We start from the raw sequence: 17,196 nt of genomic DNA on the forward strand, positions 1-17,196 counted from the left end.
GCACCCCACACAGCAGGGGCTACGACAGACGATGGCGCGCAGCGAGCGAACGCTACCTGCAAGATCATCCGTACTGCGAGTGCGACGAGTGCGAGACGCTACCTCCCCTGCAGCGTGACCCCGCCACCGAAGTCGACCACATCGACGGCCTCGGCCCACTCGGACCGCGCGGCTACGACCCCGCGAACTGGCAGGCCATGTCCAAGCGGCATCACAGCCGCAAGACCGCGCGCGACACGTTCGGCCACTGACCAGCACCGTCACCCTCCGCGACCCGACCCCAGGGGAGTGACCCCCGGCGGCAGGGGGCGGGACAGCGCGGGGGAGGGCGCGAGGAGGTCCGCCGGGTCAGAAGGTCCCCAGCCGTCACGCAAGGTGACGGCGCTCAGTGTTGCGCAACGCAGCTGTGAGGAGTGATCGACTATGCCTCGTGGAGGGCACGCCGCCTCCGGGCCGGCGCCGGACCCGAACGCGCTGCGGCGGAACCGCCCGTCGGATGCCGCCGGGTGGAAGACGCTGCCCGCGGAGGGCCGTCAGGGCCCGCTGCCGGAGTGGCCGTTGACCGAGCCCGCCGATCGGGAGTGGGACGTCTGGTCAGACCTGTGGGCGAAGCCGCAGGCGGTCATGTGGGAGGACTTGGGCCAGGTGCTGGAGGTCGCGCTGTTCGTGCGGACGCTGGCCGAGGCCGAGCGGCCGGACGCCCGGGTCGACGTGAAGAAGATGGTCCGCGGTTATCTGGATTCGCTGGGCCTGAGCGTGGCGGGGATGCTGCGGAACCGGTGGCGGATCGCCCCGGCGACGGAGCAGCCGGCCGAGGAGGCCGCTCCGGCCGCGCCGCGGGCGCCCGTGCGTCGCCCGTCGGCGCGTGACCGGCTGAAGGTCGTGCCCAGTGGCGAAGGCGACTGACGCCGCAGCTGAGTTCGTCGTCCACTTCCCCACGCTGTGGGTCGTGCCGGACTGGATCGAGGCGCACTGTCCGGTCCCGGACGGCTTCCGCCAGGGCGAGGACATGGAGCTGTACCCGTGGCAGTTGTGGTGCACGGTCAACCACTACCGGGTGAAGCCCGCTGCGCGGGTGGGCCAGTTGGCGCCGGCGTTCCAGTACCGGCGCTCTCAGGTGGTCGCGCCGCAGAAGACGGGCAAGGGTCCGTGGTCGGCGACGATCGTCCTGGCCGAGGCTGCCGGGCCCGTGGTGTTCGCTGGCTGGGCCCGGGGCGGGGAGCGGTACCGGTGCTCGGATCACGGCTGCGGCTGCGGCTGGTGGTATGAGTATCCGGCCGGGGAGCCGATGGGCGTGCCGTGGCCGACGCCGCAGATCCAGTTGACGGCGACTTCGGAGGACCAGGTCGCCAACGTGTACCGGCCGCTGCAGTCGATGGTGAAGCTGGGCCCGCTCGGCGAGGTGATGCGCGTCGGGGAGGAGTTCACCAGGGTCGCGGACCGGGGCCGCATCGACGTGGTGACGTCGTCGGCTCTGTCTCGTCTGGGCAACCCGATCATCTTCGCCCTGCAGGACGAGACCGGCCTCTACACGGCGGCGAACAAGCTGCGCCGGGTGGCGGAGACGCAGCGCCGCGGCACGGCTGGTATGGGCGGCCGGTCGATGGAGACGACGAACGCGTGGGATCCGAGCGAGCAGTCCGTCGCGCAGACGACGAGCGAGTCGAAAGCCCGGGACATCTTCCGCTACCACCCGCAGGCGCCGCGGTCGCTCTCGTATGGGGACAAGCGGCAGCGCCGGAGGATCCACGCCATCGTGTATGCCGGGTCGGCGCACGTCGACTTGGACGCGATCGAGGCGGAGACCGCCGAGATCTTGGAGAAGGACCCGGCGCAGGCTGAGCGGTTCTTCGGTAACCGGTGCGTGGCGGGCTCGTCTGCGTGGCTGGACGTCGCGAAGTGGGCGGCGAAGGCGAAGCCGCGCAGGGTGCGGCCGATGACGCGGATCGTGCTCGGGTTCGACGGCTCGGACGTGGACGACTGGACGGCGATCCGCGCGGAGACGATGGACGGCTACCAGTTCACTCCCCTGTGGGGGCCGGACGACGAGCCGACGGTCTGGAACCCGGCCGACTTCGGCGGGCAGGTCCCGCGCGCGGAGGTGCGCGCGGCCATGGACCAGATCATGAACCGGTACGACGTGGTGAGGCTGTATGCCGATCCTCCGTACTGGGAGACCGAGGTCGACGAGTGGGTCGACAAGTACGGCGAGGAGCGGGTGATCCGCTGGCACACGCGGCGCGTGGTCCAGATGCACTCGGCTGCGGAGCGGCTGCGGACCGATGTCCTCAAGCGCAATGTGGACGGAGCGTCATTCGCGCACGACGGCTGCTCGATCACGGAGGCGCACATCGCGAACACCCGGGCGGCCGCGCGGCCGTCGGATCGGTACGTGCTCCGCAAGGCGAGCCCCGCCCAGAAGATCGACGCCACGATTCCGAGCATCCTTGCCCATGAGGCGCTCGGGGACGTGATCGCCGCCGGGCTGGCCGAGCGGCAGGTGTCCTACTACTACGGAAGTTGAGGAGGGCCCCATGGCTACGGAGGCGCAGGCCCTCCAACTGGTCGCGTTGCTGGAGAACGAGCTGGTCCGGCGGCGCAGCGACATCGACCGGCACAACGACTACTACCGCGGGAAGCACCCGCTGAAGTTCGCGTCCGACGAGTTCGCGAAGTTCCACGGCAAGCGCTACAAGGACTTCTCTGACAACTGGGTGCAGGTCGTCGCCGACTCTCCGGTGGAGCGGCTCACGGTCACCGGGTTCCTGGCGTCCGGGCAGACGCAGGCCGACAAGGACTTGTGGAAGGTGTGGCAGGTCAACGGCCTGGACGCCGACTCGCAGCTGGGGTTCCTCGGCGCGGTGACCGGGGCCCGCTGCTTCGTTCTGGTGTGGGGTGATCCGGACGACGAGGGCATGCCCGTGGTCACGTTCGAGGACGCGGCCCAGTGCGTCATCGCTTACGAGCCCGGCTCCCGTCGGCACCGGCGCGCGGCGCTGAAGCTGTGGCAGGACGGCGGCACCGACTTCGCCACGCTGTACCTGAAGGGCGAGGTGTGGAAGTTCCAGCGCCCCCACCTGTCGGGCGGCGAGGACAAGTCGGCGCAGATGGTCGACGTGGACGAGGAGCTGAAGACGTGGCGGCCGCGTGAGCTCCGCGACGAGCCGAACCCGCAGCCGAACCCGATGGGTGTTGTGCCCATGGTGGAGCTGCCGAACAAGCCGATGCTCGTGGATGACCCGATCTCGGATGTGGGTGGTGTCGTCGCGATGCAGGACGCCATCAACCTGTTGTGGGCGCAGTTGTTCACGGCGTCGGACTACGCGAGCTTCCCTCAGCGCGTCATCATGGGCGCCGAGCGGCCGGTGATCCCGAAGCTGAATGCGGCGGGGGAGGTCGTCGGGCAGCAGCCGGTCGACATTCAGCAGTTCGCCGTGGACCGCGTGATGATGTTCAACGGCAAGGACGTCCGGATCGGCGAGTGGCAGGCCGCCAACCTCGGCATGTATACGGGCCTGATCGAGGTGGCCGTGGGGCACCTCGCGGCGCAGACCCGCACGCCGCAGCACTACCTCATCGGGAAGATGGCCAACCTGGCGGAGGGCGCGCTGCTCGCCGCGGAGACCGGCCTGGTGAAGCGGTGCGACGAGAAGCAGCTGTGGTTCGGCCAAGGCCTGCGGGAGATGGCGCGGCTGATCGCCCTGGCCAGGGGTGAGACGGCGAAGGCGGAGGCGTTGCGGTCAGGCCGGGTGCTGTGGGCGGACACCGAGTCCCGCTCGCACGCGCAGATGGCCGACGCGCTGCTGAAGCTGAGGCAGCTCGGTTTCCCCTTCGAGTGGCTGGCGCTGCGGTACGGGCTCACGCCGACCGAGGTCGCCGACGTGGTGGCGATGAAGGAGCGCGAGCTCGAGGCCGACCCCGTCTCGGAGATCACCCGTGCGCTGGCCGGGGGTACGGGCGCGGCACCCGGCGGCGGGCGGCCGCCGGCCCTTGCCGAGGGCGACGACGAGGAGGAGCCCGGGGCCGAGGAGGATGCGGCGTGAGTCCGTCGCCGCAGGGCGTCGCGCACCAGGAAGCGCGGGCCCGGGTCGCGGAGGCCACCGCCCGGGCGGCCCGCGGAGCGTGGCGGCAGATCGACCGCGACCACATCTACGACTCGTGGCTGGTCCTCATGGCCCGGGTGCTGGCGATCGTCTCGGGCGGGCAGCTGGCGGCCGCCCGGGCGACGGAGCCGTGGCTTTTGGCGCTCCTCGGTGTCGACCCGGAGCAGGCCGAGTCCGACCACCTGAGCCCGTCGGCGCTGACCGGCGTGGACGGTAGTGGCCGGGCGCTGGCCGAGGTCCTCATGGCGCCGATGTGGGCGGCGCTGCGGCTGGTCACCCAGGGCAAGCCGGTCGTCCAGTCCATGGCGCACGGCCAGGTCCTCCTCGACGTCGTGGTGAAGACCGCGGTGGCGGATGCGGGCCGGGCCGCGGACCTGGTGGGCATGGCGTCCCGCCCGGGCGTCACCTCCTACATCCGGGTCGTGGAGTCCGGGGCGTGCTCGCGCTGCCTGGTCCTGGCCGGCCGGGAGTACGGGGTGAGCCGCGCGTTCCTGCGGCACCCGCGCTGTCACTGCGGCATGGAACCCGTCACACGGGACCACCAGCCCACGGCGCAGGATCCGCGGAAGGTGTTCGACGCCATGTCCGAGGCGCAGAAGCGGCGGACGTTCGGCGAGGCCGCCGTGAAGGCGATCGAGGCCGGGGCGGATATCGCCCAGGTCGTCAACGCCCGCCGCGGCATGGCTTCGGCGAGCGTGTTCGGCCGCCGCGTGCTGGCCACCAGCGAGGGCATCACCCGGCGCGGTATCGCCGGGCGGCGCCTGAAGAACTTCCAGAAGGTGCCCGGCCAGCGGTACCGCGTCGCGCGCACGCCGCGCCTGATGCCGGAGGAGATCTTCCGCCTGGCCGACGACCGCGAGCACGCCCTCCGGCTGCTGCGGCAGCACGGCTTCATCGTCTGACCCCGCCCGGCGCACAGTGCGCACGGCGCCCGACCCCGCAATGGGAGCCCCTTATGGACCGCAGCACCCTGCCCCGCCATGCCCGCGCACACGTGCCCGGGTGGGCGCACCCCTACCCGCACGGGGTGTTCTCCCCGTTCTTCTACGCCGACGGTGACGACAGCGACGACAGCGACGACGACGCCGTGGACGACAGCGACGGCCAGGACGACGGCGCCGGGGACGACGATGAGGCGGACGCTGGCGACGGCGGCCAGGACGACGAGGACGACGCCGACCCCGACGGCGCCGAGGAGCTCGGCGACAAGGGCAAGCGCGCGCTCGCGTCGATGAAGGGCAAGTGGAAGTCCGAGCGGGACAGGCGCCGCGCGCTCGAGGAGCGCCTGGCCGAGCAGGACAGCAAGGACGACGCGGACGCCGCCCGGCGCAAGGCCGAGCAGGACGCAACCGCGAAGGCGAACGGACGGATCCTCCGCTCGGAGGTCCGGGCCGCGGCCAAGGGCCGGCTCGCCGACCCCAAGGACGCTCTCACCTTCCTCGACCTCGACCAGTTCGAGGTGAACGAGGACGGCGAGGTCGACGAGGACGAGATCGCCGAGGCGATCGAGGACCTCATCAAGAACAAGCCCTACCTGGCAGCCGCAAAGGCCACGAGGTTCCAGGGCACAGGCGACGGCGGCGCAGCGCGCAAGGCGGGCCGGCCGAAGCAGCTCACTGAGCGAGACCTCAAGACCATGACGCCCGAGCAGATCGTCAAGGCCCAGGAAGCAGGGCAGCTCGACGATCTGCTGGGCGCAGGCTGACCCAGGAGGTAGCACCCCATGGCCATCACCCGTTTCCGGCCGGAGATCTGGTCGGCACGACTGCTCGTCGGCTGGCGCAAGGAACTCGTCTACGCCGGCCCGCAGGTCGTCAACCGCGACTACGAGGGCGAGATCGCCGAGGCCGGCGACACCGTCCGCATCACCTCGATCTCGGACCCGACGATCGGCACCTACGTGCCGAACGTGACCGAGGTCAACCCCGAGGAGCTGACCGACGCGCAGCGCACCCTGGTCATCGACCAGGCGAAGTACTGGGCTTTCAAGGTCGACGACGTCGACAAGCGGCAGGCCAAGGGCAACGTGATGCCCGAGGCGATGTCCCGCGCGGCGTACCGGCTCGCCGACCAGACGGACCAGTACGTCGCCGGCCTCTACACGGGCGCGGTCACCGCGAACGTGCTCGGCTCGACCGGCGCGCCGATCAACACGTACACCACGCCCACGGACTTCTACGACAAGGTCCTCGTCCCGCTGCGGACCCGGCTCACCCGGGCCGACGTGCCGAAGATGGGCCGGTACTGCGTCGTCCCGCCCGAGGGCTACGCCTCGCTGCTCCTCGACGACCGGTTCACCGACGCGTCGAAGTCGAACGACCCGATGGCGCTGCGCAACGGCTTCGTCGGCCGGGCGGCCGGGTTCGACATCTACGAGTCGAACAACACCCCAGAGCCGACCGCGGGTGTCTCGGTCGTGCAGTGCGGCGTCCAGGCCGCGATCAGCTTTGCGGAGCAGATCAACAAGACCGAGGCGTACCGCCCGGAGAAGGGCTTCGGCGACGCGGTCAAGGGACTGGCCCTGTACGGCGCGAAGCTCGTCCGCCCGGACGGTATCGCCATCGCCTACATCGACCCGGCCGCCTGATAGGGAGAGGGACTGATGGCACGCACCGCGATCACCGTCCGGCGCTTCCAGCCCAACGGTGCCCACACCGAGGACTTCGGCGACGCCATCGACGCGGCCAACGGCATGCGGGTGGCGAGGGCCGAGCCGGAGCGCACGGTCATCCGCTACACCAACGACCACGCCAGCAATGCGTTCTCCATCGTCGTGCGCGCCGGGGACAAGCCCGCCGCGCAGGCCGCCGGGCAGGGGGACCTCACGGTCTCCGTCCCGGCGCAGGGGACGCGCTGGCTGGGCCCGTTCGACTCCGGCCGGTTCATGCAGTCCGACGGCTCCATGGAGATCGACTTCACCGGCACCAGCCCGCAGGGCGGCATCACCGTCTTCCACCTGCCGAAGAACACGTAAGGAGGCGCGACCCATGGCACGCACCGCTGTCGCGTACAGCAACCTCGTCCCCAACGGCGACCTGGCCGACCCGGCCGGTACCGCCACCAACGCGGGCACCGGCAACGGGCACACGATCCCGACCGCGGGCCCGAGCGGCAAGGCGGTCCCCGAGCTCACGCTGCTGCGGGTCACGGCCGGGTCGACCGGCGGGAACGTCACCGTCCTCGCCGGGGACAACCCGCCCGCGCTCGCGTCCGGGCTGGGCAACCTCGTCGTGAACGTCGGCAACAACGCCACCCGCTGGATCGGCCCGTTCGAGAGCGGGCGGTTCCTGCAGAACGACGGCACGATCCTCGTCGACATCGCGACCGGCTTCGTCGCCGGCACGATCACGGCCTTCAAGATCCCGAGGAACACGTGATGCCCGAGACCATCCACGTCCGCGGCGAGGGCGGACAGGTCATCGCCATGGACCTGCCGCTGCCGGAGCCGATCCAGCAGCGCCTCACCTCCGGATACCTCCGGCGGGTCCACGCCGACGGCAGCCCGTACCGGGGCGACGACGAACTCCCGGCACCGGCTGAGGCCACCCCGGACGCCGGCGGTTCCGAGAAGCCCAGCACGCCGCCGTCTGGGGGCCGGGCCAAGCCCGCGGCCAGCGCGCCGAAGTCCGAATGGATCGGCTACGTCGTCTCTCAGGGGCAGATGTCCGCCGACGACGCGGCCAACTACACCAAGGCCGACCTGATGGACATGACCGGCTGAGAGGGGGCCACCGTGGCACTGGACCCGCTGGCGGCGGTGGCCGACCTCGAGGCCCGCGGCCTGACGGTCGAAGCGTCGGAGACGGCGCTCGTCGAGACCTATCTCGACGTCGCCTCCACCGCGGTGCGCGAGGCCGCGGGCGTGCCGATCTCCCAGACCACGTCGACCATCACCCTTGAGGGCGAGGAAGGGCAGCGCCTGACGCTACCCGGCCTGCCCGTCGTCTCGGTCGCATCGGTCGAGCTCGACGGTGAGCCGCTCACGGACTGGCGGCTGCGTACCGGCAGGCTCTGGCGCGCGGCCGGCTGGACCGCGTGTGACGGGCCCTCTGAGGTGGAGGTGACCTACACCCACGGTATGGCGGTCGTCCCCGCGGACATCGTCGACCTGGTGTGCCGGATGGTCGCGGCCGCGCTGAAGTCGGCCCGGGCCGAGGAGGACGGCACCGGCATCGCCGCCGACAGGGTCGTCACCTCCGAGCGTCTCGGGGACTGGGCCGTCACCTACGCCAGCGATGGCCGGCTCACCGAGATGGACCTGCCGCAGCACTGGCGGGAGCGTCTGGCGGCCCGCTTCGGCGGCGGCGTGAGCTCGCTGAGGTCGCGGTGAGCCGCGTCGGCCGGTACCTGACCCGGCGGCTTGAGGTCTGGCGTATCGTCGCCGTCCCGGACGGGGCGGGCGGCGAGGAGACCGGCCTGGTGCTGCAGGGCACCGTGCGGGCGAAGGTCGACCAGCCCTCCCCCGCGGAGCGGCTGGTGGCCGCGCAGTCGGGCTCCCGGCACTCGCACGACATCTGGCTCCTGCCGACCGCGGACGTGCGGCGCGGCGACGAGCTGCGCGGCACCGACCGCCTCGGCCAGGCCCAGGTCTTTCGCGTCCAGTCCGTGGTGCAGCCCTCACGGCCCGTCTACAGCAAAGCATTCGTCGAACTCACCCAGCAGGAAGGGGCCTGATATGGCCGCACTGACCGTCACCTCGGCGCCCGTCGACGGGGGCCTGGCAGATCTCTCCGGCGCGGCTGTGGCGGCCGCTTCCGGCGGCGACACCGCCCCGTGCGGTCCGGGCCGCTTCCTCGTCGTCATCAACGGCGACGCGTCCCCGCACACCGCCACGGTCGCCACTCCGGGCACGGTATCCGGGCTGGACATCGAGAACGCCGCGCTCGTCGTGGCTGCGGGCGACACCGGCATCCTGCCGCTGCCCCGGCTGTTCGCCGGGACGAACGGCCGCGCGTCGATCACCTACGACGCCGTCACCTCCGTCACTGTCGCTGTCGTCGAGTTGGGCTCCTGATGGAACGGCCAAGGCTGCCGCAGACGGAGACGAGCGAGTGCCGCGCCCGGGCCGAGGACTTCCTCGGCCTCGGGGACACAGACGTCGACGAACCCCGCGCCGTGGCGTGGGCCCTGCTGGCGGTGGCAGGGGAACTCGCGTCCATCCGCCGCCTGCTGGAGCGGCGCCGCTGAGAAAGGGGGGGGCTGCCGTGGCAGCACGCAGGGGCCGTCGCTCGAGCGCGCGCGGGCGCGTGCGGCGCAGCGGGCCGGTCACCGTCGAGCTGGTCGGCATGGACGAGCTGCGGCAGAGGCTGCAGGAGCTCGGGCCAGACGTGCAGTCGGCGTGTGTCCGGGCTCTGAAGGAGTCCGCGGCCGCGGTCGTCGACCACACCAAGGCGGCCGTCCGCAAGGACACCGGGAACTTGCAGCAGTCCGTCAGGGCCCGGTTCCGCAACAACGGGCTGCGGGCCGAGATCGGCTGGTGGGACCGCGATGACGACTACGCGGTCTACCACGAGCTCGGGACCCGCCGGTTCCCGCCCAAGCCCGCGCTCGGCCCCGCGCTCGAGGTCGAGCGGAACAAGATCGGCGGGCGGATCGCCGCCGAGATCCGCAAGGAGCTGTCATGACGACCGCCCCGTCCGCGATGGGCCCCATCCAGACCGCCATCTACGGCCGTCTCACCGGCGACGCTCCGCTCATGGACCTCATCACGGGCGTGTACGACTACGTGTCCGAGGACGCGGAGTACGCCTACGTCGTGATCGGCGAGGCGATCGAGACGCCGGACAACCGGCACGGCGGCTTCGGCCGGCAGACAGTCGTCACCTTGCACGTGTGGACCCAGCACCGCGGGCACAGCAAGGGCCTGGCGATCGCCCGGCGCGTCACCGAGCTGCTGGACCACCAGCCGCTCACCATCGAGGACCAGGAGCACGTCGTCACCCGCTTCGAGTTCTCCCAGACGCTCACCGACCCCGAGCCGCCGGGCGACATCCGGCACGTGGTGCTGCGCTACCGGGTCGTCACCGAGCAGCACTGACCCGCGTCAATCCCATCCGCCCCCGAGCCCGCTGCGGCCGGGGGCTTCGTCACGCCATAGGAGGAACAGCCATGGGCGGTATGGACGGCTTCGGAGTACAGCTCAAGCGCGGCGACGGGGAGGTCTCGGAGACCTTCACCGCGATCGCCGACGTCACCAACCTGTCCGGTCCGGGCCTGTCCCGGGAGACGCTGGACGTCACCTCGCACGGGTCCCCGGACGCGTACATGGAGTTCCTCGGCGGTCTGAAGGACGCCGGCGAAGTGTCGGCGGATATCAACTACCAGCCGGCCGTGCACGACGTCCTGGTCGACGACTTCGACGACCCCGCCCCGCGGAACTACCAGATCGTCTTCCCCGACAGCGGCGCCACGACCTGGACCGTCAAGGCCATCCTCACCGGCTTCGAGCCGGAGATGCCCTACGACGACAAGGCCACCGCGAGCCTCACGTTCAAGATCTCCGGCAAGCCGACCCTCTCCTGAACGGAACCACCATGACGCTTCTCAGCAAGGACGCCATCCTCGCCGCCGACGACCGGCAGTGGGAGGACGTCCCGGTGCCCGAGTGGGGTGGCACCGTCCGGGTGCTGGGCCTGTCCGGCACCGAGCGCAACGCCTACCAGTCCTCCCTCATCGTCATCGGCTCCAACGGCAAGCCGCAGCGGGTGAACCTCGAGGACCAGCTCGCCAAGCTCGCCTCGCGCACCCTGGTCGGCGAGGACTTCGAGCGCCTGTTCACCGACAAGGAAGTGAAGGCCCTCGGGAAGAAGAACGGCCGGGTCCTCGAGCGTGTCGCGAAGGTCGCGCAGCGCCTGTCGGGCCTGTCCGAGGGCGCGGTGGAGGACGCGGCGGGAAACTCCGCGGCCGCCCAGAGCGGCGCTTCTACTTCCGCCTAGCGCTGGAGAAGGGTGTCTCCGTCGCGGAGCTGCTGCGCACGCACAGCTCGGCCGAGCTGACGGAGTGGATGGCCTACGAGAAGATCTCCGGCCCGCTCGGCCCGGAACGCATGGACGGGCTGCTGGCGATGCTCTGCGCGACCGTCTCCAACACCGCCCGGGGCAAGGGCCGCAAGGCCACTCCGAAGGACTTCCTGCCCCAGTGGGACCGCGGGCCGAAGGAGGCCATGGACTGGCAGTCGATGCTCGCCGCGGCCAAGGCCATGAACCGCCGCCTCGGCGGCACGGACCTCACGGAAGGAGGCGGCGACCGTGACCACCCTCGACGAGCTGCTCGTCACCATCGGGATCAACACCGATGAGCTGACCCACGGCGCGGACCAGGCCGCGAACCAGGTGGAGAGCAGCCTCGGCGGGATTCAGGCCGCGGCTGCCGGCGCCGCCGTCGGCGGGCTGTTCATGGTCGGCCTGACCAACGCCATGGACGCCAAGCACGCCAACGCCCGGCTGACCAACCAGCTCGGCCTCACGCAGGAGGAGGCCGCCCGCGCCGGCGACGTCGCCGGGCAGGTCTTCTCCCAGGGCTTCGGCGCCTCCATCGACGAGGTCAACGAGTCCCTCGGGGGCGTCGCCCAGGCCATGGGCGGCGTGGGCGAGATGACCAACGACGAGCTCGCCGAGATGACGAAGAACGCCCTGATGCTGGCCGACACCTTCCAGCTCGACGTCGGCGACTCGGCGACCGCAGCCGGGCAGATGATCGCCAACGGTCTGGTGAAGAACGGCACCGAGGCTTTCGACGTCATGACCAAGGCCGCGCAGACCTTCCCGAAGTCGATGGTCGCGGACATCCCCAACGTCATCAACGAGTACGGCAAGCACTTCTCCCGCCTCGGCCTGGACGCTCAGGCCGCGTTCGGGATGATGTCCCAGTACGTCAAGGCCGGCGGCCGCGACATCGACCAGGCCGCCGACGTCATCCACGAGTTCGCCCGCATCACCAGCGAGGAGACCGACCGGGCAGCCGAGGGATTCAAGGCCCTGGGCCTGCCCGCCAAGCAGATGCTCGAGGACATCGGCAAGGGCGGGAAGCCCGCCGAGGAGGCCCTGCAGAAGACCCTCGCGGCACTCCGCGGAATCAAGGACCCGGCCAAGCAGGCCGAGCTCGGTGTGCAGCTGTTCGGCGACATGGCCGGTGAAGGCGCCGACGCCCTGTGGGCGATGGACCCGGCATCGGCCGCCGCCGCCTCCGGGATGGACAAGGCCGCCGGGGCGGCGAAGAACGCGACCGACGGCATGGCCGCCTCGCAGTCCCTCGACGCGATCTGGCGCACGCTGGCCACCACCCTCGGCGAACTACTCGCCCCGGCGCTCGCGACGATCTCCAAGTTCATGGCCGACCATCCGGGGCTGGTCAACGCCCTGGTGCCGATCCTGCTCGGCCTGGCGCTCGCGATCGGTATCGCGGTGATCGCGCAGTGGGCGTGGAACGCCGCGTTGTTCGCGTGGCCGGGCACGTGGATCATCCTCGGCATCATGGCCTTGATCGCGGTGATCGTGCTGATCGTCGTGTACTGGGATGAGATCGCCGCGGCCACCAAGCGCGTGTGGGACCAGATCGTCGCGAAGCTGTCCGCCGCCTGGGAGTGGATCAAGTCCGCTGTCGGGCAGGCCTGGGACTGGGTCAAGTCCAAGACCGGCACGGCCTGGGCGTGGATCACTGACAAGGTCGCCGCCGGCGTCGACGCGGTCATGGGCTGGATCGACACCCTCAAGCGGGTCCCCGGCAAAGTCTCAGCCTGGTTCGACCAAGTCGTCTCCTACGTCTCCGGCCTCCCGAGCCGGATCAGCCGCGCCGCGTCGGGCATGTGGGACGGCATCAAGACCGCTTTCCGCAGCGCCGTGAACTGGCTGATCGGCAAGTGGAACGGCTTCTCGATCTCCCTCGGCGGCGGCTCGATCATGGGCGTGGACATCCCGTCCATCACCCTCAGCACCCCGAACATTCCCTACCTCGCCGAGGGCGGTATCACCACCGGCCCGACGCTGGCGATGATCGGTGAGGGCTCCGAGGACGAAGCCGTCCTGCCGCTGTCCAAGCTGGACGGCATGCTCCGCGGCGTCGCCGGAGCCGTCCGCCGCACCGGCGACGGCTCCCGCGAGAGCGTCGTCAGGTTCGTCCTGGACGGCAGCGAGGGCCCGTTCAAGACGTGGATCAGCGAAGTCGTCCGCACCGAGGGCGGCGGCGACGTCCAGTACACCTTCGGCCAGGTCGGCCATGCCTGAGAGGAGGCGGCGTGTCCTTCCCGCTCGACATCCGCACTGAACTGATGATCGGCGGCGTGTGGACGGACGTGTCCGCCGACGTCCGCGACAGCGCTCCCGTCATCATCGAGCGCGGCCGGAAGGCCGAGGGCGTCCGCACCGACCCGACCAAGGCCACGCTCACCCTCAACAACCGGCACGGCAAGTACTCCCCGCGCAACCCGCGCTCGCCGTACTACGGGCTCCTCGGCCTGAACACCCCGCTCCGCGTCAGCGTGCCCGGGCCTGAGTCGTACCTCGCCCTGACCGGGGAGCAGGCGGACATCGCCACCACCCCGGACACCGCGGCGCTCGACATCACCGGCGACCTCGACGTCCGGATCGAGGCGACCGGCGACTGGTACGGGCGCCGCAGCCAGGCCCTGATCGGCAAGTGGAGCAGCACGGACGGGCAGCGGTCGTGGATCCTGCGCACTTTCGACGGGATCCTGATCTTCAACTGGACCACCGGCGGCACGGACGCCACGTCGAGTTTCATCCAGAAGGAACTCCCGGGCGGGCTCACCCGGGCGGCTTTCCGCGCCACCCTGGACGTCGACGACGGCGCGGGCGGCCACGTGCCGTCCCTGTACTGGGCCGAGTCGCTGGACGGCCCGTGGACCCTGCTGTCGACCGCGGTCCTGCCCGGCACCACGTCCATCTTCAACTCCACCACGGCCCTGGAGCTGTGCCCGAGCGTCCCCACCACGACCATCCCGCGGCTGCCGATCCGCGGCCGCGTGCACCGCGCGGAGGTCCGCTCCGGAATCGGCGGCACCGCCGTCGCCACCCCCGACTTCCGCAGCCTCGCCGAGGACACCACCTCCTTCGCCGACAGCGCCGGCCGCACCTGGACCACGACCGGAGACGCCCGGATCACCGACCGGGAGTACCGGGCCCACGCCGAGGTGTCGAAGTGGCCGCAGGACTGGGACCCCTCGGGCAACGACGCGTGGGTGGCGATCCACGCGGCCGGGATCCAGCGCCGCCTCGGGCAAGGCCGCAAGGCCCTGCAGTCCACACTGCGCCGCCGCATCCCCACCGCCACCGCGCTGAAGGCGTACTGGCCGCTGGAAGAGGGGCGGGACGCCACCCGCGCGTACAGCCCGGTCCCTGATGTCGCCCCGCTCACGATCACCGGATTCGACTTCGACTCAGACGACACCCTCACCGGGTCGTCGGCGCTGCCGAAGCTCCGCAACCCCGCCTCGCTCCGCGGCGCCATTCCGCGGGCGGCCGCGGCCGGGTGGCAGGTCGAGTTCGTGTACTACCTGCCGGCCATGCCTGCCTCACAGACGGAGATCCTGCGCGTGACCGCGGCCGGGTCCACCATGCGCACGGCCGTCGTCTACGCCTCCACCGCCGGCATCCGCATCGAAGCCCAGGACTCCACCGGCGACGTGCTCGCCTTCTTCCTCTACACCAACGCGACCGCCATCGCAGCCTTCACCGGGTCGTGGAACCGGCTGCAGATCTACGTCAGCGACGCCGGTGGAGGCACCACCCGCCTGTCCGCCGCGTGGCGGGACGTCGCCGGCGCCGGGGGCTACTCGCGCGCCTCCACCATCTACACCGGCGCCCTGGGCACGGCCGTCGGCGTGGCCGGGGACTGGGCCGCGGGAACGGCCGGCATGACCATCGGGCACCTGTCCGCGGTCGCCGTGGCGGGCAGCGGCACCACCCCGGGCTCCGCGATCTACGAGGGCGCGGACGACGGCTTCGCCGGCGAGTCGGCCCTGCGCCGCCTCGAGCGGCTGACGCTCGAGGAATCCAGCGTCGTGGACCTCGTCCTCCTCGACGGCGACACCACCCGCAACAGCGAGCGGATGGGCCCGCAACGGCCGAACCCGCTGATCACCCTGCTGGAGGAGGCCGCGACCACCGACGCCGGGATCCTCTACGAGCACCGCGAACGGCTCGGCCTGGTCTACCGGGACCACAGCTCGCTGGAGAACCAGACCGTGAAGCTCACCCTCGACTACGCCGCACCAGGCGAGGTGAAGGCCGCCTCGCTCAAGCCGGTCGACGACGACCAGGCCGTCCGCAACGACGTCACCGTCAGGCGCATCGGCGGTGCGGAGGCCCGGGTCGTGCGGGAGACCGGGCCGAAGTCGATCCTGCCTCCGGAACAGGGCGGCATCGGGACCGTGGAGGAGTCGGTGACGATGTCCCTCTCGCTCGACACCCAGGCGCCCCAGATCGCCGGGTGGCGGATGCACCTGGGCACGTGGGACGAGTCCCGCTATCCCGTCGTGCACGTCCAGCTGCACGCCGCCCCGCACCTCATCCCGGCCGTGCTGGCCATGGACATCGGGGACCGGCTGAACATCACCAACCCGCCGGCCAACCTGCCGCCGGACACCATCGACCAACTCGCCCAGGGCTACACGGAGAAACTCAAGCGCTACGAGTGGGAGATCACCTACAACTGCACCCCGGCCAGGCCGTGGACGGTCGGCGTGCTGGAGGACCCCGTGCTCGGCCGACTCGACACCGACGGCGCGATCCTCAGCACCGCAGCGTCCACATCGGACACGGCGCTGGAGGTCCACACAGACACCGCGGTCGGACCCCGCTGGATCGACACCGCCGGGTACGGCGCGATGTTTCCGTTCGACGTGAAGGCCGGCGGGGAGCGCATGACGGTGTCGGCCATCACGAACCGAGCCGACTCCTTCACCCGCACTCTGGCGAGCACGTGGGGCACTGCGACCAGCGGGCAGGCGTGGACGGAGGTGGGCGGCGCGGCCTCGGACCGGTCCGTGAACGGCAGCCGCGGAGTGATCACCCTCACGCCGACGGTGTCGACGATCCGCTTTCAGCGGCTGGTCGCCACACACGTCGCCGACGCGGAAGTCCGGGTACGGCTGTCCGCGTCGGCGGTCGCCACCGGCGCGTCCGCAGTCCCGGGCGTGCTGCTGCGGTACGTCGACACCTCGAACTTCTACCGGGCGCGCGTGCACTTCAGCACCGGCGGCAGCATGTTCCTCTCCGTCACCCGGGACACCACACAGATCGGCTCATCCCCCTCCGCGCCGTACACCTACACCGCCGGACAGGAGTTCGAGTTCCGTGTCCGGCTCGCCGGCCACACCATGCAGCTGAAGGTGTGGCCGGTCGGCCAGGCGGAGCCCGCCGGGTGGCAGCACACCGAGACCGTGGTGACCGGCCAGATCGACGCCGGCGGTATCGGCGCCACCGGATCCGCTTTCTCGGGCCTCACCAATGTCGGGCTGGAGCTCCGCTACGACGCCTACGAGGTCGTCACGCCGCAGCTTTTCACCGTCACCCGCTCCATCAGCAAGGCCCACGCGGCGGGGACACCCGTGTCCCTGCAAGACCCGATGCGCCTCGCGCTCTGAAAGGGAGGACCCTGTGCCTCTTCTCGCCGGGCAGATCATGACCGCCGGCCAGGCCGATCGGCTCAGGCCCCGCACCTATGAAGCGGTCGGCACCAGCAACCTGGCCCTCACCACGACGGAGGCCGACGTCCCCGGGGCAAGCATCACCCTGGACGCCGAGACCGCCGGCGCCGTGTACGTCGCCCACGCCGTCTTCAGCTTCGACGCCACCGGCACGACCACGGCCTTCGCGGCGGGAGCGCTGGACCTGGACGGAGCCGGAGTGACGGGCAATGCCCGCTGGACCGGTGACCTCGCCAGCGACTTCGGCTCGCCGGCCATGCTGTGGCGCGGCACCCTGACCGCCGGGACGCACACCTTCAAGCTGCGGGGATCGATCTCCAGCGGCACGGGAATTCAGGTGCTGGGGGCATTCACCAAGCTCATCGTCACTGTCCACGAGGTGGTGTAGCCGTGACCATCCTGAGTACGGGCGGCTGACGGTACGCCGCT

21 protein-coding genes are annotated in these 17,196 nt (G+C 70.9%); all 21 read left to right on the forward strand.

Features of this window, described 5'->3' with window-relative positions:
* The first annotated feature begins 423 nt into the window (after positions 1-423).
* Positions 424-906 carry a hypothetical protein gene (locus SCWH03_RS24730; RefSeq protein WP_254076995.1) on the forward strand — a complete coding sequence of 161 codons (483 nt, stop codon included), beginning with the start codon at positions 424-426 and terminating at the stop codon, positions 904-906.
* Positions 890-2,524 carry a hypothetical protein gene (locus tag SCWH03_RS24735; RefSeq protein ID WP_173266567.1) on the forward strand — a complete coding sequence of 545 codons (1,635 nt, stop codon included), beginning with the start codon at positions 890-892 and terminating at the stop codon, positions 2,522-2,524. Before SCWH03_RS24730 ends, SCWH03_RS24735 begins: the two co-directional genes overlap by 17 nt.
* A 10-nt stretch (positions 2,525-2,534) precedes the next feature.
* Positions 2,535-4,043: a phage portal protein gene (locus tag SCWH03_RS24740; protein WP_173266569.1), complete on the forward strand. Its 1,509-nt coding sequence runs from the start codon at positions 2,535-2,537 to the stop codon at positions 4,041-4,043.
* Complete coding sequence (locus tag SCWH03_RS24745; RefSeq protein WP_173266570.1) at positions 4,040-5,005, forward strand: VG15 protein; 966 nt, start codon at positions 4,040-4,042, stop codon at positions 5,003-5,005. Before SCWH03_RS24740 ends, SCWH03_RS24745 begins: the two co-directional genes overlap by 4 nt.
* Before the next feature lie 53 nt (positions 5,006-5,058).
* Positions 5,059-5,808, forward strand: coding sequence for a hypothetical protein (locus SCWH03_RS24750; protein WP_173266572.1), 750 nt, complete (start codon positions 5,059-5,061; stop codon positions 5,806-5,808).
* A gap of 18 nt (positions 5,809-5,826) precedes the next feature.
* Positions 5,827-6,690 carry a phage capsid protein gene (locus SCWH03_RS24755; protein WP_173266574.1) on the forward strand — a complete coding sequence of 288 codons (864 nt, stop codon included), beginning with the start codon at positions 5,827-5,829 and terminating at the stop codon, positions 6,688-6,690.
* A 15-nt stretch (positions 6,691-6,705) separates the two neighbouring features.
* Positions 6,706-7,077, forward strand: coding sequence for a hypothetical protein (locus tag SCWH03_RS24760; RefSeq protein ID WP_173266576.1), 372 nt, complete (start codon positions 6,706-6,708; stop codon positions 7,075-7,077).
* A 13-nt stretch (positions 7,078-7,090) separates the two neighbouring features.
* A complete protein-coding gene (locus SCWH03_RS24765) occupies positions 7,091-7,480 on the forward strand; it encodes a hypothetical protein (protein ID WP_173266578.1) in 390 nt (129 codons plus the stop codon).
* Positions 7,480-7,824 carry a hypothetical protein gene (locus SCWH03_RS24770; RefSeq protein WP_173266580.1) on the forward strand — a complete coding sequence of 115 codons (345 nt, stop codon included), beginning with the start codon at positions 7,480-7,482 and terminating at the stop codon, positions 7,822-7,824. The genes SCWH03_RS24765 and SCWH03_RS24770 overlap by 1 nt, the downstream gene beginning before the upstream one ends.
* A 12-nt stretch (positions 7,825-7,836) precedes the next feature.
* On the forward strand, positions 7,837-8,433 hold the full coding sequence (locus SCWH03_RS24775) for a hypothetical protein (RefSeq protein ID WP_173266582.1): 597 nt from the start codon (positions 7,837-7,839) through the stop codon (positions 8,431-8,433).
* Complete coding sequence (locus SCWH03_RS24780; protein ID WP_173266584.1) at positions 8,430-8,777, forward strand: head-tail adaptor protein; 348 nt, start codon at positions 8,430-8,432, stop codon at positions 8,775-8,777. The genes SCWH03_RS24775 and SCWH03_RS24780 overlap by 4 nt, the downstream gene beginning before the upstream one ends.
* A 1-nt stretch (position 8,778) precedes the next feature.
* Complete coding sequence (locus SCWH03_RS24785; protein ID WP_173266586.1) at positions 8,779-9,117, forward strand: hypothetical protein; 339 nt, start codon at positions 8,779-8,781, stop codon at positions 9,115-9,117.
* A complete protein-coding gene (locus SCWH03_RS24790) occupies positions 9,117-9,290 on the forward strand; it encodes a hypothetical protein (protein WP_173266588.1) in 174 nt (57 codons plus the stop codon). Before SCWH03_RS24785 ends, SCWH03_RS24790 begins: the two co-directional genes overlap by 1 nt.
* A 17-nt stretch (positions 9,291-9,307) precedes the next feature.
* A complete protein-coding gene (locus tag SCWH03_RS24795; protein WP_254076996.1) occupies positions 9,308-9,727 on the forward strand; it encodes an HK97-gp10 family putative phage morphogenesis protein in 420 nt (139 codons plus the stop codon).
* Positions 9,724-10,140 (forward strand): DUF3168 domain-containing protein, encoded by a 417-nt coding sequence (locus SCWH03_RS24800; RefSeq protein WP_254076997.1) that lies wholly within the window; start codon positions 9,724-9,726, stop codon positions 10,138-10,140. The genes SCWH03_RS24795 and SCWH03_RS24800 overlap by 4 nt, the downstream gene beginning before the upstream one ends.
* Before the next feature lie 71 nt (positions 10,141-10,211).
* Positions 10,212-10,625 carry a phage tail tube protein gene (locus SCWH03_RS24805; protein WP_173266590.1) on the forward strand — a complete coding sequence of 138 codons (414 nt, stop codon included), beginning with the start codon at positions 10,212-10,214 and terminating at the stop codon, positions 10,623-10,625.
* A gap of 11 nt (positions 10,626-10,636) precedes the next feature.
* Positions 10,637-11,038, forward strand: coding sequence for a phage tail assembly chaperone (locus tag SCWH03_RS24810; protein WP_173266592.1), 402 nt, complete (start codon positions 10,637-10,639; stop codon positions 11,036-11,038).
* 56 nt (positions 11,039-11,094) lie between these two features.
* The gene (locus tag SCWH03_RS24815; protein WP_443098667.1) at positions 11,095-11,400 is read left to right on the forward strand and encodes a phage tail assembly protein T; all 306 of its coding nucleotides are present in this window, start codon (positions 11,095-11,097) and stop codon (positions 11,398-11,400) included.
* Complete coding sequence (locus tag SCWH03_RS24820; protein WP_173266594.1) at positions 11,351-13,324, forward strand: phage tail tape measure protein; 1,974 nt, start codon at positions 11,351-11,353, stop codon at positions 13,322-13,324. Before SCWH03_RS24815 ends, SCWH03_RS24820 begins: the two co-directional genes overlap by 50 nt.
* Before the next feature lie 11 nt (positions 13,325-13,335).
* A complete protein-coding gene (locus SCWH03_RS24825) occupies positions 13,336-16,704 on the forward strand; it encodes a hypothetical protein (RefSeq protein WP_173266595.1) in 3,369 nt (1,122 codons plus the stop codon).
* A 13-nt stretch (positions 16,705-16,717) separates the two neighbouring features.
* On the forward strand, positions 16,718-17,155 hold the full coding sequence (locus SCWH03_RS24830) for a hypothetical protein (RefSeq protein WP_173266597.1): 438 nt from the start codon (positions 16,718-16,720) through the stop codon (positions 17,153-17,155).
* The last annotated feature ends 41 nt before the right edge of the window (positions 17,156-17,196 follow it).

Source organism: Streptomyces pacificus (assembly GCF_011766325.1).
In the GTDB taxonomy this organism is placed as follows: domain Bacteria; phylum Actinomycetota; class Actinomycetes; order Streptomycetales; family Streptomycetaceae; genus Streptomyces; species Streptomyces pacificus.